The 26,909-nt window shown below is 69.6% G+C and carries 23 protein-coding genes; 2 read left to right on the forward strand and 21 right to left on the reverse strand.

Translation table 11 applies throughout. From position 1 onward, the window contains the following. Window positions 1-6 precede the first annotated feature (6 nt). Window positions 7-1,377, forward strand: a complete 1,371-nt coding sequence (gene radA / locus C8E96_RS10260) for a DNA repair protein RadA (RefSeq protein WP_091379775.1) — start codon at window positions 7-9, stop codon at window positions 1,375-1,377. Between the two features lie 40 nt (window positions 1,378-1,417). Here the strand turns inward: radA and C8E96_RS10265 are convergent, their stop codons facing one another. From C8E96_RS10265 to C8E96_RS10280, 4 genes are read right to left on the reverse strand one after another with little or no spacing between them, the layout of a single operon-like run. After that, window positions 1,418-2,416, reverse strand: coding sequence for a hypothetical protein (locus tag C8E96_RS10265; RefSeq protein WP_091379771.1), 999 nt, complete (start codon window positions 2,414-2,416; stop codon window positions 1,418-1,420). Beyond that, window positions 2,409-2,957, reverse strand: coding sequence for an RNA polymerase sigma factor (locus tag C8E96_RS10270; protein WP_228770076.1), 549 nt, complete (start codon window positions 2,955-2,957; stop codon window positions 2,409-2,411). The genes C8E96_RS10265 and C8E96_RS10270 overlap by 8 nt, the downstream gene beginning before the upstream one ends. A gap of 57 nt (window positions 2,958-3,014) precedes the next feature. Continuing rightward, a complete protein-coding gene (locus tag C8E96_RS10275) occupies window positions 3,015-4,214 on the reverse strand; it encodes a sigma factor (RefSeq protein WP_091379766.1) in 1,200 nt (399 codons plus the stop codon). Window positions 4,215-4,270: 56 nt separating this feature from the next. Continuing rightward, window positions 4,271-4,696, reverse strand: coding sequence for a winged helix-turn-helix transcriptional regulator (locus C8E96_RS10280; protein ID WP_228770075.1), 426 nt, complete (start codon window positions 4,694-4,696; stop codon window positions 4,271-4,273). Here C8E96_RS10280 and C8E96_RS10285 point away from each other — a divergent pair. Beyond that, a complete protein-coding gene (locus C8E96_RS10285; protein ID WP_091379763.1) occupies window positions 4,682-5,080 on the forward strand; it encodes a YybH family protein in 399 nt (132 codons plus the stop codon). The genes C8E96_RS10280 and C8E96_RS10285 overlap by 15 nt on opposite strands. Here C8E96_RS10285 and C8E96_RS10290 read toward each other — a convergent pair. The 17 genes from C8E96_RS10290 to C8E96_RS10370 form a co-directional block, all read right to left on the reverse strand. Further along, window positions 5,074-6,612, reverse strand: coding sequence for a polyamine aminopropyltransferase (locus C8E96_RS10290; protein ID WP_091379760.1), 1,539 nt, complete (start codon window positions 6,610-6,612; stop codon window positions 5,074-5,076). The two genes, C8E96_RS10285 and C8E96_RS10290, sit on opposite strands and share 7 nt — an antisense overlap. Continuing rightward, the gene (locus C8E96_RS10295) at window positions 6,609-7,031 is read right to left on the reverse strand and encodes a DUF350 domain-containing protein (protein ID WP_091379756.1); all 423 of its coding nucleotides are present in this window, start codon (window positions 7,029-7,031) and stop codon (window positions 6,609-6,611) included. Before C8E96_RS10295 ends, C8E96_RS10290 begins: the two co-directional genes overlap by 4 nt. Window positions 7,032-7,036: 5 nt before the next feature. Continuing rightward, on the reverse strand, window positions 7,037-7,705 hold the full coding sequence (locus C8E96_RS10300; protein ID WP_091379753.1) for a hypothetical protein: 669 nt from the start codon (window positions 7,703-7,705) through the stop codon (window positions 7,037-7,039). Then, window positions 7,702-8,190, reverse strand: a complete 489-nt coding sequence (locus tag C8E96_RS10305) for a DUF4247 domain-containing protein (protein WP_091379750.1) — start codon at window positions 8,188-8,190, stop codon at window positions 7,702-7,704. Before C8E96_RS10305 ends, C8E96_RS10300 begins: the two co-directional genes overlap by 4 nt. After that, window positions 8,187-8,786, reverse strand: a complete 600-nt coding sequence (locus C8E96_RS10310; RefSeq protein WP_091379746.1) for a DUF4178 domain-containing protein — start codon at window positions 8,784-8,786, stop codon at window positions 8,187-8,189. The genes C8E96_RS10305 and C8E96_RS10310 overlap by 4 nt, the downstream gene beginning before the upstream one ends. Window positions 8,787-8,920: 134 nt before the next feature. Further along, a complete protein-coding gene (locus tag C8E96_RS10315) occupies window positions 8,921-9,898 on the reverse strand; it encodes a nucleoside hydrolase (RefSeq protein WP_228772106.1) in 978 nt (325 codons plus the stop codon). Window positions 9,899-9,943: 45 nt separating this feature from the next. Beyond that, window positions 9,944-12,376, reverse strand: coding sequence for a glycohydrolase toxin TNT-related protein (locus C8E96_RS10320; protein ID WP_091379742.1), 2,433 nt, complete (start codon window positions 12,374-12,376; stop codon window positions 9,944-9,946). Window positions 12,377-12,416: 40 nt separating this feature from the next. Continuing rightward, window positions 12,417-12,875, reverse strand: a complete 459-nt coding sequence (locus C8E96_RS10325) for a hypothetical protein (protein WP_091379739.1) — start codon at window positions 12,873-12,875, stop codon at window positions 12,417-12,419. Between the two features lie 19 nt (window positions 12,876-12,894). Next, on the reverse strand, window positions 12,895-13,353 hold the full coding sequence (locus C8E96_RS10330) for a hypothetical protein (protein ID WP_133794326.1): 459 nt from the start codon (window positions 13,351-13,353) through the stop codon (window positions 12,895-12,897). After that, a complete protein-coding gene (locus C8E96_RS10335) occupies window positions 13,353-13,811 on the reverse strand; it encodes a hypothetical protein (protein ID WP_133794328.1) in 459 nt (152 codons plus the stop codon). Before C8E96_RS10335 ends, C8E96_RS10330 begins: the two co-directional genes overlap by 1 nt. A 7-nt stretch (window positions 13,812-13,818) precedes the next feature. Further along, complete coding sequence (locus tag C8E96_RS10340) at window positions 13,819-14,295, reverse strand: hypothetical protein (RefSeq protein ID WP_133794329.1); 477 nt, start codon at window positions 14,293-14,295, stop codon at window positions 13,819-13,821. 60 nt (window positions 14,296-14,355) lie between these two features. Continuing rightward, window positions 14,356-18,054, reverse strand: a complete 3,699-nt coding sequence (locus C8E96_RS10345; protein ID WP_166657941.1) for a scabin-related ADP-ribosyltransferase — start codon at window positions 18,052-18,054, stop codon at window positions 14,356-14,358. A 1,969-nt stretch (window positions 18,055-20,023) separates the two neighbouring features. Then, entirely contained in the window at window positions 20,024-20,857 is an 834-nt protein-coding gene (locus C8E96_RS10350; protein WP_091379721.1) for a WXG100 family type VII secretion target, read from the reverse strand. A 22-nt stretch (window positions 20,858-20,879) separates the two neighbouring features. Continuing rightward, window positions 20,880-21,383: a YbaB/EbfC family nucleoid-associated protein gene (locus C8E96_RS10355; RefSeq protein ID WP_133794332.1), complete on the reverse strand. Its 504-nt coding sequence runs from the start codon at window positions 21,381-21,383 to the stop codon at window positions 20,880-20,882. 64 nt (window positions 21,384-21,447) lie between these two features. Continuing rightward, complete coding sequence (otsB, locus tag C8E96_RS10360; RefSeq protein WP_091379714.1) at window positions 21,448-23,976, reverse strand: trehalose-phosphatase; 2,529 nt, start codon at window positions 23,974-23,976, stop codon at window positions 21,448-21,450. Between the two features lie 15 nt (window positions 23,977-23,991). After that, entirely contained in the window at window positions 23,992-25,437 is a 1,446-nt protein-coding gene (locus tag C8E96_RS10365) for an alpha,alpha-trehalose-phosphate synthase (UDP-forming) (RefSeq protein WP_091379713.1), read from the reverse strand. 88 nt (window positions 25,438-25,525) lie between these two features. After that, a complete protein-coding gene (locus C8E96_RS10370; RefSeq protein WP_091380522.1) occupies window positions 25,526-26,872 on the reverse strand; it encodes a threonine/serine exporter family protein in 1,347 nt (448 codons plus the stop codon). Window positions 26,873-26,909 lie beyond the last annotated feature (37 nt).

Here is a 26,909-nt window from a genome sequence, read left to right on the forward strand (position 1 = left end):
GACCGCGTGGCCAAACCCGCTAAGCCGAGTTACCGCTGTGCCGAGTGCGGCCACGGCGTCGCCAAGTGGCTCGGGCGCTGCCCGGAGTGCCAGGCGTGGGGAACGCTGTCGGAAGTCGGCGTCCCCCGCGCCGCGCTGACGAAGATCAGCGCGGGGCTCCCCAGCGTCCCGGCCCGGCCGATCGCCGAGGTCGACGTCGAGTCCGCGAAGGCCCGCAAGACCGGTGTGTCCGAGCTCGACCGCGTCCTCGGCGGCGGGCTCGTGCCCGGTGCGGTGGTGCTGCTGGCGGGCGAGCCGGGTGTGGGCAAGTCGACCCTGTTGTTGGAGGTCGCCTACCGCTGGGCCGCCCGCGACGGCGAGTACGGCCCGACCCTGTACGTCACCGGCGAGGAGTCGGCGGGCCAGGTGCGGCTGCGCGCCGAGCGCACCGGCAACGTCCACGCCTCGATGTTCCTCGCCGCCGAGAACGACATCTCGGCGCTGCTCGGGCACGTCGACGCGGTCAAGCCGGGGATGCTGGTCGTCGACTCGGTGCAGACCATGGCCTCACCGGAGGTCGACGGCACGCCCGGCGGGGTCACCCAGGTCCGCGCGGTCACGGCGGCGCTGGTCTCGCTGGCCAAGGAGCGCGGCCTGCCGGTCCTGCTGGTCGGCCACGTCACCAAGGACGGGTCCATCGCGGGCCCCCGCGTGCTCGAACACCTCGTGGACGTCGTCCTGCACTTCGAGGGCGACCGCCACTCCACCCTGCGGATGCTGCGCGGGATCAAAAACCGCTTCGGCCCGGCCGACGAGGTGGGCTGCTTTGAACTGGTCGACAGCGGCATCGTCGGTGTCACGGACCCGTCCGGCCTGTTCCTGAACAAGCGCGACGTCGGCGTCGCGGGCACCGCCGTCACGGTCGCCGTGGATGGGAAGCGAGCGCTGCCGGGCGAACTGCAGGCCCTGGTCGCCAAGTCGCCGCTGGGCACCCCGCGCCGGGCGGTCAGTGGCCTGGACTCCGCCCGGGTGGCGATGGTCCTGGCGGTTCTTGAGCGCCGCGGCGGCATCAAACTCGGCGACTCCGACGTCTATACGGCGACGGTCGGCGGCATGAAGATCACCGAGCCCGCGGCCGACCTGGCCATCGCGCTGTCGGTGGCCACCGCGGCCCGGGACGTCGCTCTCCCGGCCGATCTCGTGGTGCTCGGTGAGGTCGGTCTGGCCGGGGAGGTCCGTCGGGTCAGTGGCGTGCGCGCCCGGCTGGCCGAGGCGATGCGGCTCGGATTCACCAAGGCGCTCATCCCGCCGGACTGCGGTGAGGTGCCCGACGGGATGCAGATCAGGATCGTGCCCGACCTCGGCTCGGCGATGAACAACCTGTCCGTGTTGCGCTGACCGCGGTGTCAGGGGCATCACCCCCGACACCGCGGGTCAGCTACGGACGGTCCCCGATAACCGGAACCACAGCGTCGGTGAACACCGCGACCATGAACTCCTGGTCCTTGGTGAATCCGTTGAACGCCGCCATGGCCACGTTGCGGTAGCCGATCACCCGGGCATTGGCCGGGTCTATGAGCAGGTCGTGTCGGATCTCCTGATTGGTCCGCCAGGTCACCGCGGTCGCGGCTCGCCCGTCAGCGGTGACCTGGTCGGGCAGTACCCCGATCTCGGAGAAGTAGCCGAGCGCCCCCAGCAACACCGCCCGCTGGGGGGCGGTGGCCCAGCTGGACCGCAACAGCCCGACCAGGTGATCGGCGGCGCGGTCCCCCTTGGCGGTTTGGGTGTCCCGGTAAAGCACAGCGGGATCGGACGGCAGCGCCGCGAGCGCGTCGAGCTCGTACACGCCGATCTCGTCCGCGGTCCCACGCTCTTCGGTAGGCCTGTTGTTCTCGTTCCCGCCCTGGATCCCACCTTGTGACGCCTTGCGGTGCAGCCAGTCCTGGCCGGGTGTCCCTGGTGCCCAGTGCTCGTCGACCATCGAGCCGCCCGCCCCGGTGGCCGACTTCGCCTGGGTGGTCACCATCTTCACGTAGCGGTACTTCCCGGCGGGAACCTCAACGTCCGAGGCGGCGGCGGCGAGGTCGCCCGCGGGATTCACGGGTGAGGAGCCTGGCGCGACCGACGTGGAGGTGGTCGTCGGCTGCCCACCGACCCCGACCACGCCGTCCGGCGCGCGCATCACCATCACCGCACCGACCCCCACTACGGCCACCGCGGCCGCGGCGACCAACCATGGCGCCGCCCGCCGTGTCGGCGGACTGCGGTGCTCGGTCGGCAGCGGGATCACCACCGGCTGGTCGTGGGAAACCGTTGACAGCACAGGCTTTCCGGGCCCGATGGCCGCCGTCAGCCGCGCCCGCCCGGCGGCGAACGAGGCGTCGGTCATCTCGGGGACATCGGAACGGAAGCCACGCAGCAGGTCGTCGTCAGACATCGGAGTCCTCCTTGCTCAGGTGCCCGCGCAGGGCCGTGCGGGCGCGGTGGAGCCGGGTTCGGACGGTGGCGACCTTGACACCCAGCGCGTCGGCGACCTCGGTGGGCCCGAGGTCGGCCCAGGCCACGAGCAGCAGCACGTCCCGCTCCTCGTCGCGCAGCCCGGCGATCGCCCCCGCGATCCTCTGGGCTTCGCGCGCCGCATCGATGCGGCCCGCCACCAGGGCGGTCGGATCGGAGTGGGAGGCCACGCCCTGGCGCTCCATCGCCCGCAGGGCGCGGACTTCCGAACGCGCGTGTCTGCGGAAGAGGTTGGTCGCGATGCCGTACAGCCACGCGCGGGCACTCGCCCGGTCGCGCCGGTAGTCGCCGCGCTGTTCCCACGCGATAAGGAACGTCTGGGCCACCAGGTCGTCCGCCGTGGCGGTGTCGAGCCGCCGGGCCAGGTAGCGGTGAATCTCCCGCGCGTAGCTGTCGTAGAGCCGCGTAAGTGCGGCCGCCCCACCTGGGCCCGCCAGGTCGGGGTGGTCGCTCGGGGTCATGCTCGCCATCGTCACACCCGTACTTGCCCGCAGGGTGCCTGGGCGTTCCGAGTCAAGCTATGGCACGGCACCGATGCTCGGGACGACGACGGGCCTGGCGATCGAATTCGTCGAGTCCTCACCCGGCCCGGGAAGCCGCCTGCTGGACTCGATGTGCCACCGCGTCTCCCGCAGGTGACCCGTTGCCGAGTCGAAGTAGCAGTCGACCCAAGCCTCGTCGCCGTACTTGGCCCCGCTGAGCAGGGTCGCGCGGGTGCCGTCTGCCAGCCGCTGATCCGGCCGAAGGTCGACGTCGGGCACATATCCGAGCGTGGTGAGGCGCAGGTCGCGCTCCGGTGTGGTGATGAAGGGGTTGCGCAGCAACGGCGCCAGGAGCTCGTCCCGTGCCTGCGCCGCCGCGTCCGGCGCCTCGCCAAGCCGGGCGCGCAGGCCCTCGTACGCCTCCGCGGGCGTCGGTTCCAGCAGGCCCACCTCGGACCGCTCCCGCCGCATCCCATGAGTCACCTCCGGCTCCTTGCCGGATTCGGTGTACCGCATCATCGTCGGCTGACCCACCTGGGCAGGCCACCACGTCTCGGCGACCGAGTCGGTCTCGGGTCGCCCGGACACTCGCCGCTTGGTGACGATCCGCACGTAGAGGTACTGCCCCGGCGTCAGGACCGGGTCGGGCACGTCGGTCGCCAGGTCGCCCGCCGCGTTGACCGGGTGGGCGGGCATCGCGGGCAGGCCGCCGACAGCCTTGATGACTCCCCGCTGCCTTGGCGGCTCGGCGACGGGATCATTCGACTCGCCGCGCAGGAGCACGACGGCACCGATGGCGACGATGAGCATGGCGACGGCACCGATCAGCCAAGGGGTCCGGGGAACGCGCCGCTCACTGGTCGCCCCGGCCGCCGGGAGTCTGACGAACATGGCCTCTTGGGCCGCGGCCAGCCGGTCGCGACCAGCGCGAAAGACGTCGTCGGACATGGGCGGCACCTCGGCGCTCGCCGGTCCGTCGTACGAATATCCGCGCGCGCGGATGAGGTCCGTCGCGATCTCGAGGAGCCACGCCTTGGCCCGCTCTTGCTCGGGCCGATAGTCGGCCCGCCGGTCCCAGGCGACCAGGAAGGTCTCGACGGTCACCTCGTCAGCGGTCGGCACGTCGACCCCGCGGACGATGTCGCCGTGCAAGTCGCGGGCGTGGGTGTCGTAGAGCTGTGTGAGCGCGGCCGCGCCGTCCAGACCCGAAAAGTCGAGACGTTCCCCCGAAGTCATACCGCCATCGTCACAGCGGCTGCCGCGCCGCGCGCAGCGAATGTCCGGGGTGTCCCTTATCGGCTGAAGGATGCGGCAAACGCCATAAGAGCGGAGCCTGTGCGGTATAGCTCGACCAGGAGTGGCCGTAGCTCCATGCCCGCCGCGGTGAGCCGGTAGCTGGTGCGGGCGGGGAATCCTGCGAGCGTGTCCCGCTCGACGAGCCCTTGGCCGACCAGTTCGGTCAGCCGTTCCGTCAGAACCTTCGCGGACAGCTCGGGAAGCGCTTCCCGCAGGTCGGAGAACGAGTGCGGGCCGCCCATGAGTTCGCGCAGCACCAAGGTCTTCCAGCGGCCGGAGATGGCCGCCAGCGCGACCTCGACCGGGCATTCCGGTTCCGGGCGGCTGGTCCGGCCGCGGCCGTCGGGCACCAGCTCGGCGTGGGTTTCCGTTTGGTGACCTTCGATCCGGCGGTCTTGGCTGGTCGCATGAACGTTGAGCACGACTCCAGTGTCCCCCTGACCACCGACCCGGCGCGGCACCCCTTCGTCTTCGCCGAGTCCTTCAACAGCGGCAGCGGCGACGCCGTCGAGCGGGTCTACGAGCCCGACGCGGTGTTCGTCCAGCCCGACGGCACCGCGGTCACCGGCGCCGACCGGGTCGCGGCGAACGGCGAGTTCCTCGCGATGGGGCGGCCGATCGAGGTGACGCCGCGCCAGGTGCACGTCGCCGGTGACCTCGCCTTGATGATCGTCGACTGGGAGTTGGGCGGCGAGGGACCCCGTGTCGCGGGCACCGCCACCGACGTCGCCCGGCGCGGGATCGACGGGCGGTGGCGGTACGTGATCGACAACCCGTTCGGCCTGGCGAGCGGGCAGCCTCAGTAGTTGGTCCACTCCTCGCGCGCGTAGCGCAGGATGATCGGGTCCATCAGCGTCGAGACCGCCAAGTCGCCCGGGTTGCGGCGGTCGGGCGGGAACACGGTCGCGGCGGCCAGCGTGGCCGAGTCCAGCGACCGCAGCGGCATCCCGGGCGGGAGAGCGAGCGCGGGAACTGCCTCGCGGGCGGCGAGGTGGAATCCCCACTCGCCGAACGCGGGGACCGACACCTCGTACGGCACCGTCTTGAGACCGGCGGCGCGCAGGGTGTTCTCGACGCACCAGAAGGCGTTGGGGGCGAAGTACGGGGAGCCGGACTGGACGCTCATCCGGCCGCCGGGCGCCAGCGCGCGTTCGACCAGGCCGTAGAACTCCAGCGAGTACAGCTTGGCCGTCGCGGTGGAGTCGGCATCCGGCATGTCCACGATGATCACGTCGTACCGGTCGGGCGCGCCGCGCAGCCAGGTGAAGGCGTCCTCCGTCCGCACGACCACCCGTGGATCGGCGAAAGCGTTGCGGTTCAACGAAGTCAGCCGCGGCTCGGTGCGGGCCAAGTCGATGATCGCAGGGTCGAGTTCGACCAGGGTGACCCGCTCGACATCGGGGTAGCGCAGGATCTCGCGCAGCCCGAGGCCGTCTCCGCCACCGAGGACGAGCACGCGGCCATGCGGCCCGGACATCGCCGGGTGCACCATCGCCTCGTGATAGCGGTACTCGTCGACCGAGCTGAACTGCAGGTCGCCGTTGAGGAACAGCCGCACGTCCTTGGTGCCCGCGAGCGCGACCGACTCGGTCAGCACGATCTCCTGGTACGGCGTGCGTTCCGCGTGCACGACGGGGTCGGCGTAGAGGGCCTGGCGGGCGGTGACCTCGAAGTCCTCCGCCATGAGGTAGGCGCCGCCCAGGACACCGCCGACCACCACAGCCGAGCCGATCAGGACGGCCTTGGCCCGCCTGCCCAGTTCGCCGCGGAACACGGTCAGCACCAGCCCGAGCCCGGCGACGGCGTTGACCATGCCGACCGCCAGCGCGCCCTCGATCTGGCCGAACAGCGGCAAGAGCACGAACGGGAACGCTAGCCCGCCGAGCAGCGCGCCCACGTAGTCGGCGGCGAACAGGTCGGCGACCGCGGAACCCGCTTCCTGGCGGCGGATCCGCTGCAGCATCTCCATCAGCAGCGGGATCTCAGCGCCGATGAGCGTGCCCAACACGAGCGCCATCGCGATGAGCGCCGGGGTGTAGAGGCTGAGCCAGGCGAACGCCGCGTACAGCAGCAGCACGCTGAGCCCGCCGAGCAGCGCGAGGACCAGCTCCACCGCGGCGAAGGCGGCAGCCGCCCTGCGCTGCAACGGCTTCGCCAGCAGCGCGCCCATGCCCATGGCGAACACCATGAGCGAGACGACGATCGACGCCTGCCCGACGGTGTCGCCGATCAGGTAGCTGCCGAGCGCGACGAGAGCGAGTTCGTAGACGAGCCCGCACGCCGCGCACACGAACACGGTCGCCAGCAGCGCGATCCTGGCCGACCGGGTCCGGGTCATGAGATGGCGGCGGCGATGATCACGCTGACGACGAGGTGCGCGGTGGCCGACACCCAGACGCCCGGGTGGCCTTCCTCGGTGCAGATGACCTCGCCGAGGCTGCCGGGGGTCACGGCGTCGATCACGACGAACGCGAGGCTCATCAGGGCCAGGCCGATGACGCCGTACACGGCGGTGTTCAGCAGGCCCAGGGCCAGGTTGTCGTCGCTGATCACGATGGCCGTGGTGAGGATGACACCGATGCCGAGCAGGCCCGAGCACAGCAGCACCGCGGCGTTGCGGTTGCGCTCCACCCAGATCAGGTCGCGCAGCTTGCCGGGGGTGGCGACGTCGACGAGGACGAAGCCCAGCGTCATCAGGACCAGACCGACAGCCCCGTAGGCCAGCGTCCCGAGCAGTCCGTTGAGCAGGTCGGACACGGTGACTACCCTTCTTGACTGCGCTTGCGGCGCAGGATGAATCCGACGACGAGACCGATCAGGGCGAGGCCGCCGAAGATCGACAGTGAGATGATCGCGCCGCGGTGGGAGGCGGCGAAGTCCGAGCCGGGATGACCGATCGCGGTCGCGGGCTGGGCGCTCGCGGCCTCGGGCTCCAGCGGCTGGACCACCCCCTTCTCGACCAGCAGCAGGGGAAGCGCGAGGGCGCCGTAAGCGGTCGCGGTGGTCGGCTCCTCCAGCAGCGCGGCGGTGTCCACGCCCACGCGGGACAAGTCCCCGGAGAACAGGTACGGCAGGTCGGTGGAGGTGCGCACGGTCACCGACGCGGAGTCCTCCGACTCGCTCGACGCCGACGTGTAGTTGATGTCGGTCGTCAGAATCGCGTACCGCCCGCAGGTCTTGGCGGAGATGTCGATGCCGCGGCTCGACCCGGAAGTGACCGGCTTGCTCGAGCCGCCGTCCACCTCCCAGCCATAGCAGATTCCGTGCGCCTTCTCGGCTTTCGCGAGTCGGGCGACCAGGTCATTGCCGTCGGCCTCCGACAGCGTCGGGATCGTGGTGTCGTTGTCGCTCGACGACCACCACCCGGCGTCGAGGCCGATCATGAACGCGACCAGTGCGATGACGGTGGTCCAGACGATGGCCTTCTTCACTTGCCCGCTCCTGGACCGCGTCCCCGGAACGACTCGCCGTGCCCGGATGTCCAACCCCAGTTGCCGCCGACCGACGAGTGGTACGTGCGGTAGGCGCGTTCCACGTCGTCGACCCGGATGACGCTGCCCTTGCCCTGCGGCCGGACCAGCACCATGTCGTCGTTGTAGCGCAGGTAAACCCCGCTCGCGTCGGCGTACTGCGACACCGGCTTCCATTTCCCGACGATGTTCGCCGCCACCAGGGTCGGCGCCTGCGGGCTGGTGAAGGCGATCTCCTCGCCCCGGTCCAGGTTCGCCGCGCGGGTGTAGGTGTTGTCGACGTAGTCACGCACGGTCGTCCCGCGCGCGAGCATCGCGATGGCGATCACCCCGGCGATGGCGCCGAGGATGCCCGCCATCCAGAACCAGAAGCGCGGTTTCGACGTCACCGGGGGAGGAGGCGGAGTCGGCGGCGGGGTGGGCTTCTTGCGCTTGCTGTTGGTCATGCCGGACCTGCCGGGTAGATGCGCACGTCGTAGATGGACAACTTCGTGCCGGTCGACGCCTCCCAGTCGGCGTCGCCGTAGGCCTCAAAGGACAACAGCGAGTCACCGGCGGTGTAGTCGTGGTACTTGACGACACCCTCGGCGTTGAGCCCGGTGGTCGCCTCGCTGCGGAACTTCGCCTTGCCGGACTCGTCGGACCGGTACTGCCTGCCGTCGTGCGAAAGCGTTTTCTCCCCCGGTGCCAGGTCGAGGTCGACCTCGGTCCAGGCGACCAGCTCCAACTCGGGGTCCTCCTCGACGGAGAGCCACACCCGGTCACCGTTGGTCTGCTCCAAGAGGTGCTCGGACCATGACCAGCCACCCTCATCGAGCCGCAGCGTGCCCCGCACCATGTAGGACTCACCGCGCAGTTCGACCAGGTCACCGGCCTTGAGCTTGCGCGGATCACCGTGGATCGCGTGGTGATCGTTGTCCGCGTACGGGTCGACCGGGCTCTTGGCGACCGCGGGCTTCCGCTTGCGCAGCCAGAGCCCCACGATCACCGCACCTATGGCCGCCGCGACGACAACGAGCAGCAGGACGACAAGTCCGTCCACTCAAGACCCCCTACCCAGATCCGACTCAGCGGCTCACACGGTAGGACATAGCGCAGCGTGGTCGGACGTGATCCCGCAAACTCACGCCCGCACTCCCCGTCGGCACTCGGGCAGCTGACCTCGTCCGTCCCGGTTCACCGACTGCCGCCTGGCGTTCCCACGGCTTCGAGCCCGCGGTCGAGCCAGCCCAGAAACGCCGGATAGTCCGCCGTCACGCTCAGCCGGACCAGGTGGCCTGTGGGGTTGACGGTCAACCGGCCCGCCGCGTCCACAAGCACGCGTTCGCGTGCCAGGCCCACGAACGGCAGTTGCAGGGCGGCGGCGAGAGTCAACGCGTCGTGCTGGATTGTGGATGGGTGGAAGTGTTCGAACCATTGATCCAGGTGGGCGGCCACCAGTTTCGCCCAGGGAAGCGCGTCTGATCGGGAGAGGCGGCGGTGCAGTGTGCTGCCGCGGCGAATTTCGATCTCCGGGGTGAATGTCGTGTCCGACAGGACCAGTTTCGGTATGCGCGCGGTGCCGACCAGAGTGGCGGCCGCGACCGGGTCCATGCGGAAGTTGTGTTCCGCGCGCTCGGGGTCGCGGTAGTTGACCGCGCCGCCCTTCTGCGTCACCACCAACCGTTCGGCGAGATCCGGTCGTGCTGTCAGCACCTCGGCCAGGTTGGTGGCCGGGCCGATGCCAACCCAGCGCACCAGCCCATCCGACCCGGCGCAGACACGTGCGACCGCGTCCGCCACACCACCCGGCTGGGCGGTGGCAGACTCGGGCACCAATCCGGCTATGCAGTCCAGGCGGGTGTTGCCCAGATCCGCCCCGGCCACGACCGGAACCTCCTTGCGCCCCAACAGGTCCAACAGCAGCCGAACGAATCCGGCGCGCCGTCCACCCAGTTCGTCCACAGTGGTCACCAGCGCCAATGTCGGCTCCTGTGCGGCGAGAACGATCGCGATGGCGTCGTCCGGGTCACCGCCCGCGTCGGTGTCCACGATCAACGGCTCACCCGCCTGTGAAGGCGGGAACGGCCCCCCGGACACGGTTTGCGGCAAACCGAAGCGCTCCGCGAGGGCCACCAAATCCTCGCGCTCACGGTTCAGTTCCGCGCCGCTCAAGCCTTGATCCAGTTCATCGTTCGGCACCACAGGAAGTGGCCGCCGTCATCCCGGCATTCGCCCTGCCGCGATGAGGTCGTTGCCGGGCAGTTCGATGCTCATTTCGCCACCTGGGTTGACCACCAGCGTGGCGTCGGCCAGCAGTGGCAGGAGGGCGCGGCCGTCGGCCTGCATCGTTCCCGTGCCGCCGCGTGGGGCGTAGCGGGGGGAGGAGTAGACGACGAGGAAGCGCCTTCCTTGGCCGTCGACGCCGACGCGGAGTTTGTCCGGGCTGTCGATGTCGAGGATGAACGGGCTGCCCAGCGCGGCGCCGAGGATTCGTTCGTGGGGCAGCCATCCGGCGGCGATGAAGTTGAGTACCAGTTCGAACTCGGTGCGTGGTTCGGGGAAGCCGCGTTTGCTCGGGCCGGGGCGGTAGTCGTCGTTGAGGTAGGTCTCGCCGGTCAGCTCGCCCGCTTGGTCGACCTTGTACGCACCGAGCAGCGCGAAGTTCGGCACGCCCTCGATGTAGCGGGGGTCGACTTCCGGGTCGGCACACCACACCCAGCCGCCCGGGTTCCGGCGCGCCTCTTCGCGCATGCCGTCGGTGATCGGGGGCAGGGTGGGTGGGCTCGGCGCAGCCGGCGGAGCCGAGATCTCCACCATGTGGCCGCTGGCCAGATACTCGCTGATCGGTTTGGGCACCAGGTACAGGCGCCCACCCGCCTCGGCGACGGCGGTGACGACCACCCACGTGTCGCCGACCAGCCGGTACCGGTGGTATTCGCGTTCGGCGTGGTCGGCGGGCAGCCCGCGTTGTTCGAACGGGGTGTCGGCGAGGAAGAGCAGGTTGCCGTCGGGCGTGCCGTAGCGGTCGACCTCGACGTCGGCGGGTGGCTGGGTCGTCATGACCTGGGTGAAGTTCTCCAGTGACGGATCGAGGTCGGACACCGTGTCATACGGGGTCTGCCACCAGTAGATCTCTTCGTCCAACTGGTACTGGAACTCCTGGTGACCGGCGACGAGTTGGCCCGCGAGGTGGGCTGCCGCGTTCCGGGCATCGCCGAACCGCATGCTGGACCGAGTCGAGTCCCCGTCAGCCCAGTAGACGACGTACCAATCGCCATCCCGGATCAGGCACCACGCTTGGTCCTGGTGGTAACCCCACGAGTAGCGCTTGGGACTGATCGCGTACCGCGAGACGACGTGGAACACCGGGGCGTGGGCTTCCTTCAAAGCCTCAACGACGCTGGATTCGTCGTCCCATGGCCTGCCCATCGCCAGCGCGGCGGCCCGGCTCATCGCGATCCTGGGCACCTCGACCGGCAGCTCGTACCCGTTCTCCCGGATGTGATCGACAAGGTGCAGAACCGGTGGGACGTTGTGTTCGCGCAGGTAGTAGGCGACCGCGCTGGGCCAGATCCACCGTCCGTCGGTGTGGAAGCCCATCGGGACCGTCGGCTCGTCGCCGTCGCCATCGCCGAGGAGGTCTTCAGTCAGTCCGCGCGAGGACAACACGAGCGGCGCGTTCTCGAGGTAATGCAAGACCGCGTCGAGTTCCATCGCGCTGACCTGCGGGCGGTACCACGCAGGCCGACCCGTGGTGTCGGTCCCGTCGAACAGCCGGACCAGCTCAGTGCGGCCGCCGCTGTCCGCCGGCCGATCACCTGACACCACCCGCTGGATGCCTTGCGCGCGAAGCCTTTGATGTATCCCCAGCGCGGCCTCGAGCTGCCACGGCGCGATCGCATAAGGCCCCCGAGGCAGTGCCCGCAGGTCCTCGGTGACATGTCGGAGGTGGGCGAGGTCGGTCTTGCCGACCTGCCAGGACGGCCCGGCCTGGGGGTCGCCGAACGCGTGCGTCCCAGGCGTGCCCTGCGCGAACTCGAACTGAGCGGTGGACCAGACACCGTCGACAGGGCGGTAGCAGCGCATGCGCAAGCGGTGCAGCCACTGGCTGACCATGGCAGGGGGCGACCACGCTCTGACCTCGCCGTTGGCGAAGACCACCGTGGCGGCCAGTTCCATCCGTGCCACGGTCGCCGTGCAGCGGAGGGACAACTTCACCCAGTCACGGGGAGCGCGCTCCGCGATCGCCGCCATGGTCGCGTCGAGCACCGCTGTGTAGTCGGGACGCGTCGAGTTGCTGACCACGACCGCGGGGAATCGGGGCCACAGCGGCCCCGGCATCGGCGGCATGCGGCGAAGCTGGACGAGCGACGTGTCGGCTTCCGGTGCCACGTAACCCGTGAGTGGGTCCGCGTCTTCGACCAGCTGGTTGCCGCCGTCGGCGAGCCGGAACGTCTGGATGCTGAACACCGACTCGAACAGCGACGCCTGGGCCTGTTCGACCGTGCGGCCATCGTCCAACTGGACAACCGGGTCACCGGACTCACGCGCGGGGTCATGCGCGAGGTAGGCGGTCGTTCCCGGCCCGTACTCGAACCGGAACGCCTCGTCCCGGTCAACCGCGATGTCGAAAGGCACTTGCTCGCTCACGTGTTCTGGTCCTTGTCAGCTGGTCGCTCAACGCCTGTCATCACCAGTCACCGAATTTTTCCTCATCGGCGCTGGTCCATCCCTGGGAGCCGACTCCGCCGAGCCAGTCGTCGAATCGGCCGGCTGCTTTGCCTTCGGCGGCGTGATCTTCTGGGGTGGGTTGGTACCACGGGAGTCCGGTGCGGATGGTGAGCAGATCAGTCATGTAGGCACTGATATCCACTCGTTCATACTCGACCGGTCCGTTGCCGTCCGGGGCCTGGCGGAAGCCTTTCTCGGCGACGCTGGCGACAAGTTTGGCTACTTTTTTGCGGTCGATGCCAGAAACGCCCGCCACGGAAATTTTGAGCCCGAAGACGTATGCGACTTCTGCGTACCACCGTTGGAATTCACCTCGGACAAAGGTGCAGTTCAATGCTTGCCCGACGCGTGCGGCGACCTGCTGCAGCTCCTCGTCGGTATCCAACCGGACGCTGAAATATATCTTCTGTCGCTTCATCTGAGTACCTGGCATTTCATCACCAGTCGCCGAATTTTTCTTCGTCGGCGCTGGTCCATCCCTGGGTGCCGACTCCGCCGAGCCAGTCGTCGAATCGGCTGGCTGCTTTGCCTTCGGCGGCGAGGTCTTCTGGGGTGGGTTGGTACCACTGGAGTCGGGTGCGGATGGTGAGTAGATCGACCATGTAAGCGCTGATATCGACTCGGTCATATTCGACCTGGTCACTGCCATCCGGTGCGTAGAGGAACCCCTTCTCGGCAACTTCGCCGACGATTTTGGCTACGTCCTTGCCGCCGATGCCAGACACGCCCACAACGGAAATTTTGAGACCGAAGACGTCCGCGACCTGTGCGTACCACCGTTGGAACTCGCCACGGGCAAAGATGCAGTTCAATGCTTGCCCTACGCGTGCGGCGACCTGCTGCAGCTCCTCGTCGGTATCCAACCGGGCGCTGAAATACATCTCCTGTCGCTTCATCACCAGTCGCCGAATTTTTCTTCGTCGGCGCTGGTCCATCCCTGGGTGCCGACTCCGCCGAGCCAGTCGTCGTATCCGCGGGCTGCCTTGCGTTCGGCGGCACGATCTTCTGGGGTGGGCCTGTACCACTGGAGTCCGGTGCGGATGGTGAGCAGATCGACCAGATAGTCGCTGATATCCACTCGGTCATACTCGACCTGGTCGCTGCCATCCGGTGCGTAGAGGAAGCCATTTTCGCCGACACTGCCGACAAGTTTGACTACGTCCTTGCCCCCGATGCCGAACACGCCCACCAGTGAGATCTTGAGGCCGAAGACTTTCGAGACTTCTGCGCGCCCCCGTTGGAACTCGCCTCGGGCGAAGGTGCAATTCAACGCTTGTCCGACGCGTGCGGCGACCTGCCCCAACTCTTCGTCGGTATCCAGCCGGGCGCTGAAGTATATCTTCTGTCGCTTCATCATTTCGTTACCAGTCGCCGAACTTTTCCTCATCGGCGCTGGTCCATCCCTGGGTGCCGACTCCGCCGAGCATGTCGTCGAACCCGCGGGCTGCTTTGCGTTCGGCGGCGTAGTCGTCTGGGGTGGGTTGGTACCACTGGAGTCCGGTGCGGATGGTGAGTAGATCGACTATGTAGGCGCTGATATCGACTCGGTCGTACTCGACTTGGTTGCCGCCATCCGAGTCATAGAGGAAGCCGTCCTCGCTGACGGCGCCTACGAGTTTGGCCACGCTTTTGCCGCCGATGCCAGTCACGCCCACCAACGAAATTTTGAGGCCGAAGACGCCCGCAACCTGTGCGTACCACCGTTGGAACTCGCCTTCGGCGAAGGTGCAGTTCAATGCTTGTCCGACGCGCGCGCCGACCTGCTCCAGCGCCTCGACCGGCACCGGCGTCCTCTCGATATCCACCCGAGCGTTGAAATGTATTACCTGTCGCTTCATCTGAACTCTTTTCGTGGCGAAATATGCGTGTCGCGGGTGCGCGCGGGCATCACGGAGATGTTACCAAGGCTGCTCCGCGCGAACGGCGATCACAGATTCCTCGATTCCTCGGACGTGCGGGAAAGCCCGCTTGAGTGCTTGGCCGATCTGCTTGCCGAGCCAGACGACGTCCGGCGGATCTATGTCGTCGGGCATGATCTTGATATCGTCGCTGTCCAAGCCCGGATAAGTGGCGACAAGCTCATTGAAGGTCTCCTGGTCGACCACCACGTAGAGATCGACATCGAAGTCATACGGGTCGAAGCGGGTCTTCCCTTTATGTGCACCGCGCATGCCGGTTTGCATGCTGCCGATGTATCCGATCTCGTGGCCGCGGTATTTGAAGTCCGGATTGGCGAGGACATCGTTGATCTTGGCTTGGGTTTCTCGGAACGAGGCTTCCCAAGCCGCCGCGCCCTCGCGGTCGATGGTGCTCGTCGCTTTGCCCTCGGCCAGGGCAGGCTCCCCGGTCGAGGCCGCGAATCCTTCCAACTCGGTCATGAGCTTCTCAGCCTCTAACACCTGCCTGTTGATCAACTCCGCAGCCCGGCGGCTCCCTTCTGGCGAGAGCGCATACTCGTCCGCCTTACTCAGGAAGAGCTGTTTCCACAGTGTCTTGAATTGCTTGGTCTGGTGGGACTGGAGGTCGCGGATGCGGTCGGCGTACTCCGCTTCGAAGCGTTCTCGGGTCGCGGGGTCGGCGGTGTGGAGCATGTAGCTGCGGAAGTTGTCGATGCCGATCCAGGCGCGGCGGAACTCGGGGGTGCCGGGCAGCTCACCTGCGAAGCTGTCGGCGAGTTCGGTGGCCGCGGTGCTGTCGAGGTTCAGGGCGTCCTGAAGGGCGACGGTGGCGGCGCCGACGTCGGCCGCTCGGCGCGGATCTGGGCGGTCCTCCAGCCGGGTCACGGCGCGGGTCAGGCGGTGCGTTGCCGCGCGGGCTTCGAACATCGCCCGCACGGGCGCGGGCACGGTCGGGCCGCCGTTGCGGGCGTAGGCGTCGGCGAAGTCGGCGCGGAGCTGGGTGATCGCCGCCGGGGACAGCCCGAACTCGGAACCGAAGTGGCCGATGCGCTGGGTGAACAGCGCGACGTCCCGAGCCGGTGTGCCGATGGGACTGCCGGCGGCGTCCATCGACTGGTGCAAAGTGGGGGCGTCGATGAGCGTCACGCCCGCGTCCGCGTCCCAGAGGAAGTTGCCCAGGTGGGCGTCGCCGTGGGCCAGGCCTGCCGGGCCCGGGTCGGCCATGGCGTCGGCGATGGTGGCGTCCATCGCGGCGTTGAGCTGGTCGAGGTCGATGCCGAGCCGATCCAGGACCGGCCGCCGGGCGTCCAGCTCGGACAGGTGGCCGCGGATCGCGTCGGCGTGCGGGTTGAGGTAGGCCGGTGATGCCTGCCGGTCGCCTCCACGGTGCAGTTCGGCCATGCCCTCGGCGACACCGGTGACGGCCCGGCGCAGATCGTCCATCGCCCTGTCGCGGTCCCAGGCCAGCGGGACCCGGCGGAGCAGGCCGTCGACCGGGTCGCCCGGAGCGAGTGCGGAGAACAGCGCACCGCGGCGCGTGCCGTCCGGGCCCGGCACTGAGGCGACCGCGAGGACGTCGGGCACACCGAAACTGGTCAGGTTGGCTTGGTGGAGCCGATCCGCTGCCGACAACTCGCTGGCGAACTCAGCCCCGTCCGGCACGACCTTGACGTAGCCGACCGGCTCGCCGTCCACCATCACCTGGTACACCGGGCGGGTGGTCCGGGCGCGACCGTCGTGGCCGCCGACCGGCTCCAGCGTCACGTCGCCGTCGAACACCGTCGCGACCAGGTCGCGGATCGAGTCCGGTGAGTCGTCCCGCAGGCTCGGCAGCCCGTTGAGCAAGTCCGCCACCGCGCCAGGGTCGACCTCGCCGGTGTCGGTACGTGTCAGCGCCGCTGCCTGGCGGGCCGCGTCGACCGTGTCCTGGGCACGGCCGTCGGTAAGGCGCGAATGGTCCGCGGCCTGCTCCGACCCGTCGGTCGACTGGCCGCGTTGCTCGGACTGTGACTGGTGGGGCGGTTTCTCGCCAGGTCGTTCGGCGGCGCCGTCGTCGTCGCCTCGACGCGCCGCTCCCTTGGGCGCTTGCTGGGGAAGATCGCCCTTGCCGTCCGTCCCCCAGCGCGGCGTGTGGCCGGGAGGGAAGGGGCTTTCGTCGATCTTCCTGCTGCCATCCGGGCCGAACGTGTGCCATTCCCCGTTCGGCGGCCACCCCGGTCGAACGCCGGGCCCCTCGTAGGTGTTGCGGGATTGACTGGCGAACACATTGCCGTCGTAGTCGACCCAAGCGTCCGTGGTGGGTGCGATGACCTCGACCCCGGTCTTCTTCGCCAGTTCCGCGGCGAAGCCGTCAGGCAGCTTCCCGGTGCCGCAGCCGATCAACAGGATCGGTGTCTTCCCGTCCCAGTCCGGGTTGGCCCGCATGATGTCGGCGACATCGTCCGCGGTGAGGGTGGACCTTCCTGCCTTGACGTGCCGTTCGGCTCCGTGCATGTCGATGACGTAGGCGCCGGGGATCGGCGCCACCTGGTTGGCTGTGTGCCGTTCGTTGCCCTCCGAGCGGTCGAAGATCGACATGCCCGCGTCGGTCTTCTGGATGTGCTCGCGCACCTTGTCGAGCCGCTCGTCGGACAGTTCGCCGATTCGCTGACCGAGTGGGCGTTCAGGCTTCGCCGCCTGTTCGGTGCGTTCCCGTGCTTGCAGCTGCTCGGCCCGCCGCGAGTCCGCCGCCGCTTTCGCCTCGCGCTCTTGCCTTTCCTGCTCCCGCCGTTCCAGAGCCGCGCTGCCCTCAGGCCCGAATGACTGGCCGTCGGGCGCGTCGGAGTGCCCCATGGGCGCTCCGGAGGCGGCGACTTGGGGCGGCATGCCGAACGACGAGGGGCGTCCCTGGTCGTAGGGCGTTGTCGGGCGGGGCTGGTTCGCGCCGGGTGGATGGCCGAAGCCGTTGGGGGACGTCCGTGCCGGGGCGGATGCCTGGCTCGCTATCGCGTTCGCGGGCGACCCGGTGGCGTTCGGCTGGTGTGGTGTCGTGCGCCCGGGCGACTGTGCGGCCGGTGGCTGAGTGGACGGGGTCCGGAAGCCTTCTGCGTCGCGGTGGGCCCGGTCCGGTTCTCTGGGTGACGCGTCGTCGAGCCGCGGTGAAGCCGACGACTGTTGGTCACGATCTGTTCCCTGGCCCGCGGTGCGCTGGTCGGGTTGCGCGGTCGGCGTCGGATCGGCGGCCTTCTGGTTGCCGATGAAGTCCGGGTTGGGCTCGAACGGCCCGTCCACGTACCTGCCCGGGGGACCGCTGTCATAGGTGACCTTGTGCCAGCCCGCGACGTAGCGCCAGTCGATGCCGCCGGGAAACAGGACTTCGCTTTCCCCGCGGCCCCGGTCACCGGCCGCCGCCATGGTCGGATCCGTGAGGATGCCGCCCGGGGCCTGGATGACGTAAAGCCTGCCGGAGCCTGTTTCCCCGCGGCCGACCTCTGCCTCGGTCGACGTGCTGACGAATCCGTTCTGGTCCCCGCCGACGTGCTTCTTCAAGTCCGGGTTGGCGGAGTCCCAGGGCCGGAATCCACCATCCGCCTTGATCTGTTCCGGCGAGCGCCGATCCCCGCGGTAGAGGACGTTCTCCTTGTCCTGCCAACCGTCTTCGGGTCGCACGAAGATCTTGGGCACGCCGTATTTGGCCGGGTCGGTGTATTCCAGTGGCACTGGCGGCAGACCATCGGCCCTGGCCGCGGGTGCCTGCGGAGGGGGCGTGACGTTCGCCGGAGCGCCGTCGTGACGGGCGGGCCCGGAAGCGTTGGCGGGTGGGCCATAGTTGCCTGGTGCCCCGGGATGCGGGCGCGACTCGGGTCGGCCCTGACCGAACGGTGGGCCTTGAGGACGCGGCGGCAGGGGATACCCGCCAGGCATTGGCGGCATTGGTTGCCGCGGCGGGCCACCATACGGCGGGTTGCCGTATCCGGGGTTCGGAACACCCGGGTTGACCGGTCGCCCAGGAGCCGGTTGGGCGTATCCCAGGTTGGGGCGAGACGGATGGGGGGCATGGGCGGGCGGTGTGCCCGGCCCGGGCGGGGCATAGCCCTGCTGCGGGTGCGGTCCGCCCGGCTGCGAGGGTCCTGGGTACGGCCTGCCTGCCGGTGGCATGCCGCGGCTCGGTTGGCCGGTTCCGTGCTGGGGGTGCGGTCCGCTCGCCGGTGGCATCCCGCGGCTCGGTTGGCCGGGTCCGTGCTGTGGGTGGGGTCCACCCGCCGGTGGCGTGCCCCGACCATGCTGCGGAGGTCCCTGCTGCGGGTGCGGTCCGGCGGTGGGTGGCATGCCGCGGCCAGGACCACGCTGTGGATGCGTGCCCTGACTCGGCCGGTTCGGGCCTGCGGCTCCGTGGTGCGGCTGCCCGCCTGCGGGAACGCCGGAGTGGTTCCGCACGGGTGGCCCGTCGGGGCCCGGCCTGCCACTTGGCGGCGGGGAGCCCGGCGAACCAGAACCGGTGCGGTGTGGGGGATTCCCACCCGGGGGAGGGCCTGCCATACCCGGCACGTTCTGTGGTCGGGCTCCCGGCGCCTGGCCTGGTGGGCCGGTGTTCGCGGCAGGTGCCACCGGGTGGCTGGGCCTGCCTGCGGTGGGTGGCGGGAGCGGGCCACCCGCCTGCCTTTGTGATGGCCCTCCAGGACCTTGGTGTGTACTCGGGTTGGTGGGGCCGCTCGAGAATCCGGGGGCTCCCTGGCGTGGAGCGGTTCCGCCCGGGGGCGTTCCTGGCCTGCCCTGCTGTCCGGCGGCATTCTGCGCGGACGAACCGGCGGGTCCCTGCGGTGACCCACCGCGCCCTTGTTGACCGGTCGCGCCGCTGGATCCCGGTGGAAATCCGCCCGCCTGCCGCGGCGCCGCGCCTGCCGGGGGCGTTCCCGGCCCGCCCGCTGGCCCGCCGCGTATTGCGGAATCGACGGTCCCGCCTGCCGGGAGGTGGGACCTGCCTGGGCGGGCGCACGGTTCCCGGAGTTCTGGGGCGGACCGGAAGTCGGGGTGGCCGCCGGGCGGGGACCACTTCGCGGATCACCGGCGGGTGGGCTGCCTCCGGGCCGGGAACCGCCTGAAGGTGCCGTCGCCTTGCTGACGTTCGAGGTAGGCCCAGTCGAGTTGGCCGTGGCGGCCTTCGCTTGCCCCCCTTGCACGGTAGGCGAACTGGACGGGCGCGCCGCGTTGCCGCTGCTGCCGGACTGTCCGGTGCTGCCTGACCCGCGCGAAACCGTCGGCGAGGAACCCTTGCTCTCGATCCCGCCCAGCTTCGACGCCGCGGCCTGGTCCGTTCCCCGCGTGGCCTGTGCTGTCGCCTTGGTTTTCGCGCCCGCGTTCTCCGCCGCCGTGGCCGCCTTGTCGGCGCCGCTGCGGGCGGTGGAAATGGCTTCGTCCGCCTTGCCCATCGCGACCTGGCCGAACACACCGGCGCTGCCTGCGCTCGCGCCGATGTTGAGTTTCGCCGCCACCCCGTCGCGGAGTTGGCTGCTGCGACTGGCGATCCGCCCGCCCAGCGACTCCACGGAGTCGGCGTTCATCCCGACGCCGCGGCCCCCGCTGACGCCCGGCGAAGACGACCCGCTCGACGAGGAGGACGAGGGCCTGCCGCTGTCGCCGCCGTGGTTCGTCGTCGAGGGTGAGCTGTCGTTCCCCCTGCGCCGGGCCATCAGGCGTTGGCCGGCGGCATTTCGTACGGCTGGACCGCGTCGTAGGCCGTCTTCGCGTAGTCGCCGTAGTCGGCGAAGCGCTCCAGGCCCTTCATCAGGCCCTTCATCTTCTCGCCCAGCTGCGCCAGCCTGCCGCCCATGCGGCTCATCGCCTCGCCGAGCTTGGACAGCTTGCCCGCGATCTTCGTGGCCAGCATCGCCGCTCGCGTTCCCGCGTAGCCCGCGTAAGCGGCGATGGAACTGCCGAGTGAGACCACGGCCGACGCCGCCGCCATGATCGCGCCCGCGATGAGCTCGCCGAGCAGCTCGGAGATCATGTCGAACACCATGGCGCGCAGTTCGCAGACGATCGCGCCGGACAGCGCGTAGATCGCCGCCGTGCCGTCCATTGTGGACCCGAGGGCTTCGTACTCGGCCGCCATCTGGTCCATGTTGGCGCGGAACGCGTCGCTCGCCTCGCCCGACCAGTCGTCGACCGAGCCCAGGTCCTCACGGTGCTCCCGGGCGATCATCTTCATCTCCAGCGCCGCGGACTTGAGCTGGTCGACGTTGGCGTTGATCTCGTCCGGGTTGCCCAGCAGCGCGTCGAGCGGCTCGCGCAGGAAGCTGACGTGCTCAAGCAGCCAGCCGACACCCGCGGACGCGATCCCGGCCAGCGGGTTGGCGGCGAACCCCACCGTCTCCACCACCAGACCCGCGCCGCCGATGGCGACGTCGAGGAAGTCCGGCCCCTCGCCCTCGGCGTCCGACGTCAGCGACTGGACGAACCCGTCAACACTCTCGACAATGCCCGCACCACTGGACCACGTGGTCGAACTCGCTTCCTCAGACACGCACTACCCCCCAGAAACCGCGCTACTTCTTGAAGATCGCCGACTCGTCGCTGAAATCACCGTCGTCGAGCGAGTTCACGCTCGGGTCGGGGCGGCGCGGCCTGGCCCTGGGCGGCTGCGGCGGCGGTTGCATCTCCTCGATGAACCCGGGCCGGTGACGCTCCTGAGCCGCGGGCGCCTCTTCCTCCGGCGGCAGGTACTCGGTGATCGCCCGCAGCGTCTCCGACTCCGGTCCGTGCGCCGCCTCGAACACCTCGGCCACCTTCGCCGCGGCCGACCGCTGGGCCTTGCGGGCCACCGCCATGAGCTCCGCCGACAAAGCCGTGTGCGACTTGCCCATCGCCGCGGGAGTCAGGCGGACATCGGTCAGCGCGCCGTTGGCCGCGACCGCCACCGTGATGGCGCCGTCGTCAGACGACGCCGACGACGCGGCACCGGCCAGGCCGTCCTGGACCATGGCGGCCTTGGCCTGTGCGGCGGCGATCTTCCCTTCGAAGTCGCGCATCCACTCGTCTGGCGATTTCACTGTCCCCCCAGGTGTCCGGAACAGGTTGCCACACCACGCACCGTCACCGCAGGCGAAAGGCCGACTACGCGGAGAGGAGCTGTGCGCACCTGATCAGGCCGAGATGTGAGTACGCCTGCGGGTGGTTGCCCAGCGAGCGCTCCGCGATCGGGTCGTACTCCTCGGGCAGCAGCCCCGTGGGCCCGGCCGCGTCGACGATCTGGGCGAACAGGTCCTCGGCCTCCGGGCGGCGGCCGGTGAGCAGGTACGCCTCGATCATCCACGCCGCGCACAGGTGGAAGCCGCCCTCGTCGCCGGGCAGGCCGTCGTCGCGGTGGTAGCGGTACACCGTGGACCCCGAACGCAGCTCCGCCTCGATCGCGGTGACCGTGGAGTGGAAGCGCTCGTCGTCCGGGTCGATCAGGCCGACCATGCCGATGAGCAGCGTCGCGGCGTCGAGGTCGGTGCCGTCGTAGGCCGTGGTGAACGCCTTGACCTCGTCGTTCCAGCCGTTGGTCAGCACGTCGTGGGCGATCTCGGCGCGCAGGAACTCCCAGGCGGGCTCCGGCTCGCGGTCGTAGGTGGCGGCCAGGGCGAGGGCACGGTCGATCGTCAGCCAGCACATGACCTTCGAGTACACGTGGTGGCGCGGGCGGTGCCGCTCCTCCCAGATGCCGTGGTCGGGCTCGTGCCAGCGCCGGGTGACCGCTTCGGCCATGGCGCACACCATGCGCCAGTCGTCGTCGGTGAGCTTGCCGCGCGCCTCCGAGAGGGCCACGACAAGGTCGACGACGGGACCGAAGACGTCGAGCTGGACCTGCTGGTTGGCGAGGTTGCCCACGCGCACCGGACGGGAGCCCGCGTAGCCGGGAAGCGTGTCGATGACCGCTTCCGGGCCGAGCGTGGTGCCCGCGATCGTGTACAGCGGGTGCAGCCGCTCCGGGCCGGGCAGCGTGGCCAGCACACCGTGCACCCAGCCGAGGAACGCTTCCGCCTCGGCGGTGGAACCCAGTGACACCAACGCTTTCGCCGTCATCGACGCGTCGCGCAGCCAGCAGTAGCGGTAGTCCCAGTTGCGGATGCCGCCGATCTCCTCCGGCAGCGACGTGGTCGCCGCGGCCATGATCGCGCCGGTCTCGCTGTGGCACAGACCGCGCAGCGTGAGCGCCGAGCGCGCCACCAACTCCTTCTCGACCGGCGGCAGCACCAGCGTGTCGAGCCACTGCGACCAGTACGCGCCGGAGCGCGCTTTGCGGTCGGCCTCGGGAATCTCGTGCGGTTCGAGGCTGTCGGTGCCGCAGCGCAGCTCCAGCACCACCGGCGCGTCGCCGCTCGGCCGGATCACCGCGCGGGCGGTGTCGTGCATGCCGTCGGAGGTGATCTCCCAGGTGACGCCGGGGGAGCGCAGGGTGATCGGGTCCGAGGTGTCGAGCACCCGGATGCCGTCTTCGGAGGCCTCCAGCCGCACCTGCACCTGGCCGAACTCCGGCCGCGGCGCGAACTCCACGACCGCCGGGGTGGTGCCCGACACCACGCGGATCAGGTCGGTGCGGTGCGCGTCGGTGAAGTGGTCGAGGTAGTCGGTGACGAGCAGGCCCGACCAGCGGGTCTCGACCGTCATCGTCCCGGGCAGGTAGCGCTGGCCCAGTGGGAGACCGCCGCGTTCCGGGGTGACCGAGAAGTGGCCCGCGGCCGTGCCGCCGAGCAGGTCGGCGAAGACCGCCGCCGAGTCCGGCTCCGGGTGGCACATCCAGGTGAGGCGGGCGTCCGGGGTGACCAGGGCGACCGAGCGCTCGTTGGACAGCATCGACAGCCGCTCGATCGGCACCGCCTGCTCGCCGTAGAGCCAGTTGCGGCGCTCCTCCAGGACCATGGCGAGCACGGTGGCGACGTCGATCGGGTCGTTGATCCGGTACACGGCAAGGCTTTCGCCGTCGCCGACCTTGATCCCGACGTCCGGGCCGGAGAGCCGGGCGAACGCCTTCTCGTCGGTCACGTCGTCGCCGACGAAGATCGCCGCCGTGGCGCCGACCTGGTGGCGCAGCACGTCGAGGGCGTGGCCCTTGTCGGTGTGGATCACCGCCAGCTCGACCACGGCCTTGCCCTCGGTGACCTGCACGCCTTCCCAGGTGCACGGGCCCGAGCGGACCACGGCGAGGATGCGCTCGGCCACGTCGGCCGCGGCGCGGCGCACATGCACGGCGATGCTGGCGGGCTTGACCTCCAGCTGCACGCCGGCGGCGCCGTCGACGAGCCGTTCCAGCTCCGCCTCGACCCGGGCGTGCAGCGCCCGCGCCTCGGCGTCGAGCGCGTGCACGAAGCCCACGTCGAACTCCGAGCCGTGGCTGCCGACCAGGTGCACCTCCGAGGGCAGCCTCGACAGCGTCGCCAGGTCACGCAGAGCGCGTCCCGAGATTACCGCCGTGGTCGTCTCGTGCAACCCGGCGAGCGAGCGCAGCGCGCCCACCGACTCGGTGTGCGGCCGTGCTTTTTCCGGATCCTCGACGATCGGCGCGAGGGTTCCGTCGTAGTCGCAGGCGACCAGCAGTCGCGGTGTCCTCGCGATCTGCACGATCGCGCGGCGCAGGTCGGCGGGCAGGGACTCGGCGGTCAACGCCTTCTCCTGGGGCTAGGGGCTCTGTTCAGGACTCAGGGCGTCGAGGAATGATCGAGCCCACCGGTCGACGTCGTGGGTCAGCACTTGACGCCTCAACGCGCGCATCCTACGACGACCTTCTGCTGGATCGATCGTGAGGGCCGCATGCATGGCGTTCTTGACTCCGTCAAGATCGTGCGGATTCACCAGGAAGGCGCTCGTGAGCTCGGCCGCGGCGCCCGCGAACTCCGAGAGCACCAGCGCGCCGCCGAGATCGTGGCGGCAGGCCACGTACTCCTTGGCGACGAGGTTCATGCCGTCGCGGACCGGGGTCACGAGCATCACGTCCGCGGCGGAGAAGAACGCGGCCAGCTCCGCCCGGTCGACCGACTGGTGCAGGTAGTGCACGACCGGGCGGCCGACCCGGGCGAACTCGCCGTTGATCCGGCTCACCACTTGCTCGATGTCACCGCGCATGCGCTGGTAGTGCTCGACCCGCTCGCGGCTGGGCGTCGCGAGCTGCACCATGGCCACTTCCCGCGGGTCGATCCGGCCCTCGGTCAGCAGCTCCTGCAGCGCGTAGAGCCGCAGGTCGATGCCCTTGGTGTAGTCGAGGCGGTCGACCCCGAGGATGATCTTCTTCGGGTTGCCGAGGTCGGCCCGGATCTGGGCCGCGCGGGTCACGGTCTCGCGCTTGCGGGCCAGCGCGTCGAGGCCGTTGGAGTCGATGGAGATCGGGAACGCGCCCACGCGGACCGCGCGGTCGCCGACCTGGATGACACCGGGCCGGGTCCGCACACCGACGGCGCCGCGAGTCGGTTCCAGGCCCAGCAGCCGTCTGGCCAGCCACAGGAAGTTCTGCGCGCCGCCCGGGCGGTGGAAGCCGACCAGGTCGGCGCCGAGCAGGCCGCGCACGATCTCGGCGCGCCAGGGGAGCTGCATGAACAGCTCGGTGGGCGGGAACGGGATGTGCAGGAAGAAGCCGATCCGCAGGTCGGGCCGCTGTTCGCGGAGCAGTGCGGGCGCGAGTTGGAGCTGGTAGTCCTGGATCCACACCGTGGCGTTGGGCGCGGCGACCTTGGCGCAGGCGTCGGCGAAGCGGTGGTTGACCTTGACGTAGCTGTCCCACCAGCCTCGGTCGAAGACCGGGGGCGCGACAACGTCGTGGTAGAGCGGCCACAGGGTGGCGTTGGAGAAGCCCTCGTAGTAGTCGCGGACCTCGTCGGAGGTGAGCGTCACCGGGTGCAGGCGCAGCCCGTCGTCGGTGAACTCGTCGACCTCCACGTCGGCCACGCCGGGCCACCCGACCCACGCGCCGGTGTTCTTGCGCAGGAACGGGGCGAGCGCGCTGACCAGGCCACCTGGGCTGTGCTTCCAGCGTTGTGAGCCGTCCGGCAGCCGCTCTAGGTCGACCGGGAGCCGGTTCGCGGCGACGATGAAGTCGGCGCCGTTGTTGCTGGGGGCGTTGTCGCTGCTCACGCCTGGCGTGCCTCCTTTGGAAGCCGGTGCGGGATGCCCGAAATTCCAAGGCTAGTCACTCCGCGCCGCCACCGCGTGATGCGAATGTCTATGACTCGGTGTGACGTTTGTTGGGTTGCAATGGGCCGGATAGCCGGGGCCCGGCGAGCCGCCGCTCCAACCGCCCGAGCTTGGTGCGCACGGGTTGGGCCAGGTATTCGCCGAGCACCACGCCCGCTGCCAGCGCCAACGCGATGGCGGCGGCGATCATGAGCGTGGAAAGGCCCGCGGGGGAGCGCTCGATCGCCAGTTCGTACAGCGCACGGTAGGTCGGAAGGCCGGGAAGCAGCGGGACCATGCCGGAGACCGCGACGATCAGCGGCGGCATCCGGAACCGCCGGGAGATGACACCGCCCGCGAACCCGATCACCACGGCCGCCCCGGCGGAGGCGACGATCGGCCCGGCCCCGGCGAGCACCAGCCCGCCGTACCCCGCGGTCCCCACGCCACCGGCGACGGCGGCGACCAGCATGGAGCGTGGCGGGGCGTAACTGGCCAGCGCGAAACACCCGGCGGCGGCGGCTCCGGCCAGCGTCTGCACCGGCAGACGGAGCGCGGAGGGCGGCAGAGGATCGGCGAGCGGCGTCTCGGGCAGCCCCAGCGCCACGGCGATGTTGAGGGCGATGACGACGCCGGCGGTGAGGCCCGCGGTCATCAGCGAGACCTCCATCGTGCGACCGGCGGCGGTGACGTTGAACCCGGTGATGGCGTCCTGCACGGTGGAGACAACGGTCAGCCCGGAGAGCAACACGGTGATAGCGGCGGCGACCAGCACGGTGGGTTTCACCGCCGGAAACATCCCGCTCGCGAGGAGGGCGAGCGCTCCGCCGGTGGCCAGCGCACCGCCGAGGACCTGCTGGAAGAAGAACGGCAGCGCCCGCCGGTTGAGCATCCGCCCCACCCGGTCGATGAGCGCGGTGATCAGGGCGGCGAACAGCGCCATCAGCGGATCACCACCGATGAAGATCGTGACCGCGGCGGCCAGCCCGGCATAGGAGGCGGTCGCCACCCACCGCGGGTATGGGTGCTCAGCGGAGTTGATCCGGTTCAGCTCGGCATGCGCGTCCTCGACCTCGATTCGGCGTCCGGTGATGTCCCGCACGAGCTTCTCGACCGCCGCCAGCCGCGTGTAGTCCAGGCCCCGGGTCTGCACCACGCGCAGGGTGGTCACCGGGGAAAGCTCGGTCCCGCGATGGCAGGCCACGGTGATCGACGTGAAGATCACGTCGACCTCACAGTGCGGAAGCCCGTAGGCATTGGCCACCGCGATGATCGTCGCGGTCACATCGGCGGCCCCCGCCCCCGAGGACATCTGCACCTCACCGATCCGCAGAGCAAGATCCAAAACGAAGTGGACCGTCCGCTCTTCGGGGAGTGCGGGCCCCTGCACGACCATCGGCTCAACCGTCGGCTCCGCGACCACCTGCCGCCGA

It is taken from the genome of Actinokineospora alba (assembly GCF_004362515.1).
Classification (GTDB): domain Bacteria; phylum Actinomycetota; class Actinomycetes; order Mycobacteriales; family Pseudonocardiaceae; genus Actinokineospora; species Actinokineospora alba.

Bases quoted from the DNA above. Each gene is read 5' to 3' on its own strand.
- C8E96_RS10275 (WP_091379766.1), bottom strand. From the start codon at position 4,214: ATGACTTCGGGGGAACGTCTCGACTTTTCGGGTCTGGACGGCGCGGCC.
- C8E96_RS10265 (WP_091379771.1), bottom strand. From the start codon at position 2,416: ATGTCTGACGACGACCTGCTGCGTGGCTTCCGTTCCGATGTCCCCGAG.
- C8E96_RS10325 (WP_091379739.1), bottom strand. From the start codon at position 12,875: ATGAAGCGACAGAAGATATATTTCAGCGTCCGGTTGGATACCGACGAG.
- C8E96_RS10305 (WP_091379750.1), bottom strand. From the start codon at position 8,190: ATGACCAACAGCAAGCGCAAGAAGCCCACCCCGCCGCCGACTCCGCCT.
- C8E96_RS10285 (WP_091379763.1), top strand. From the start codon at position 4,682: ATGAACGTTGAGCACGACTCCAGTGTCCCCCTGACCACCGACCCGGCG.
- C8E96_RS10370 (WP_091380522.1), bottom strand. From the start codon at position 26,872: ATGGTCGTGCAGGGGCCCGCACTCCCCGAAGAGCGGACGGTCCACTTC.
- C8E96_RS10335 (WP_133794328.1), bottom strand. From the start codon at position 13,811: ATGAAGCGACAGAAGATATACTTCAGCGCCCGGCTGGATACCGACGAA.
- C8E96_RS10330 (WP_133794326.1), bottom strand. From the start codon at position 13,353: ATGAAGCGACAGGAGATGTATTTCAGCGCCCGGTTGGATACCGACGAG.
- C8E96_RS10290 (WP_091379760.1), bottom strand. From the start codon at position 6,612: ATGACCCGGACCCGGTCGGCCAGGATCGCGCTGCTGGCGACCGTGTTC.
- C8E96_RS10340 (WP_133794329.1), bottom strand. From the start codon at position 14,295: ATGAAGCGACAGGTAATACATTTCAACGCTCGGGTGGATATCGAGAGG.
- C8E96_RS10270 (WP_228770076.1), bottom strand. From the start codon at position 2,957: ATGACCCCGAGCGACCACCCCGACCTGGCGGGCCCAGGTGGGGCGGCC.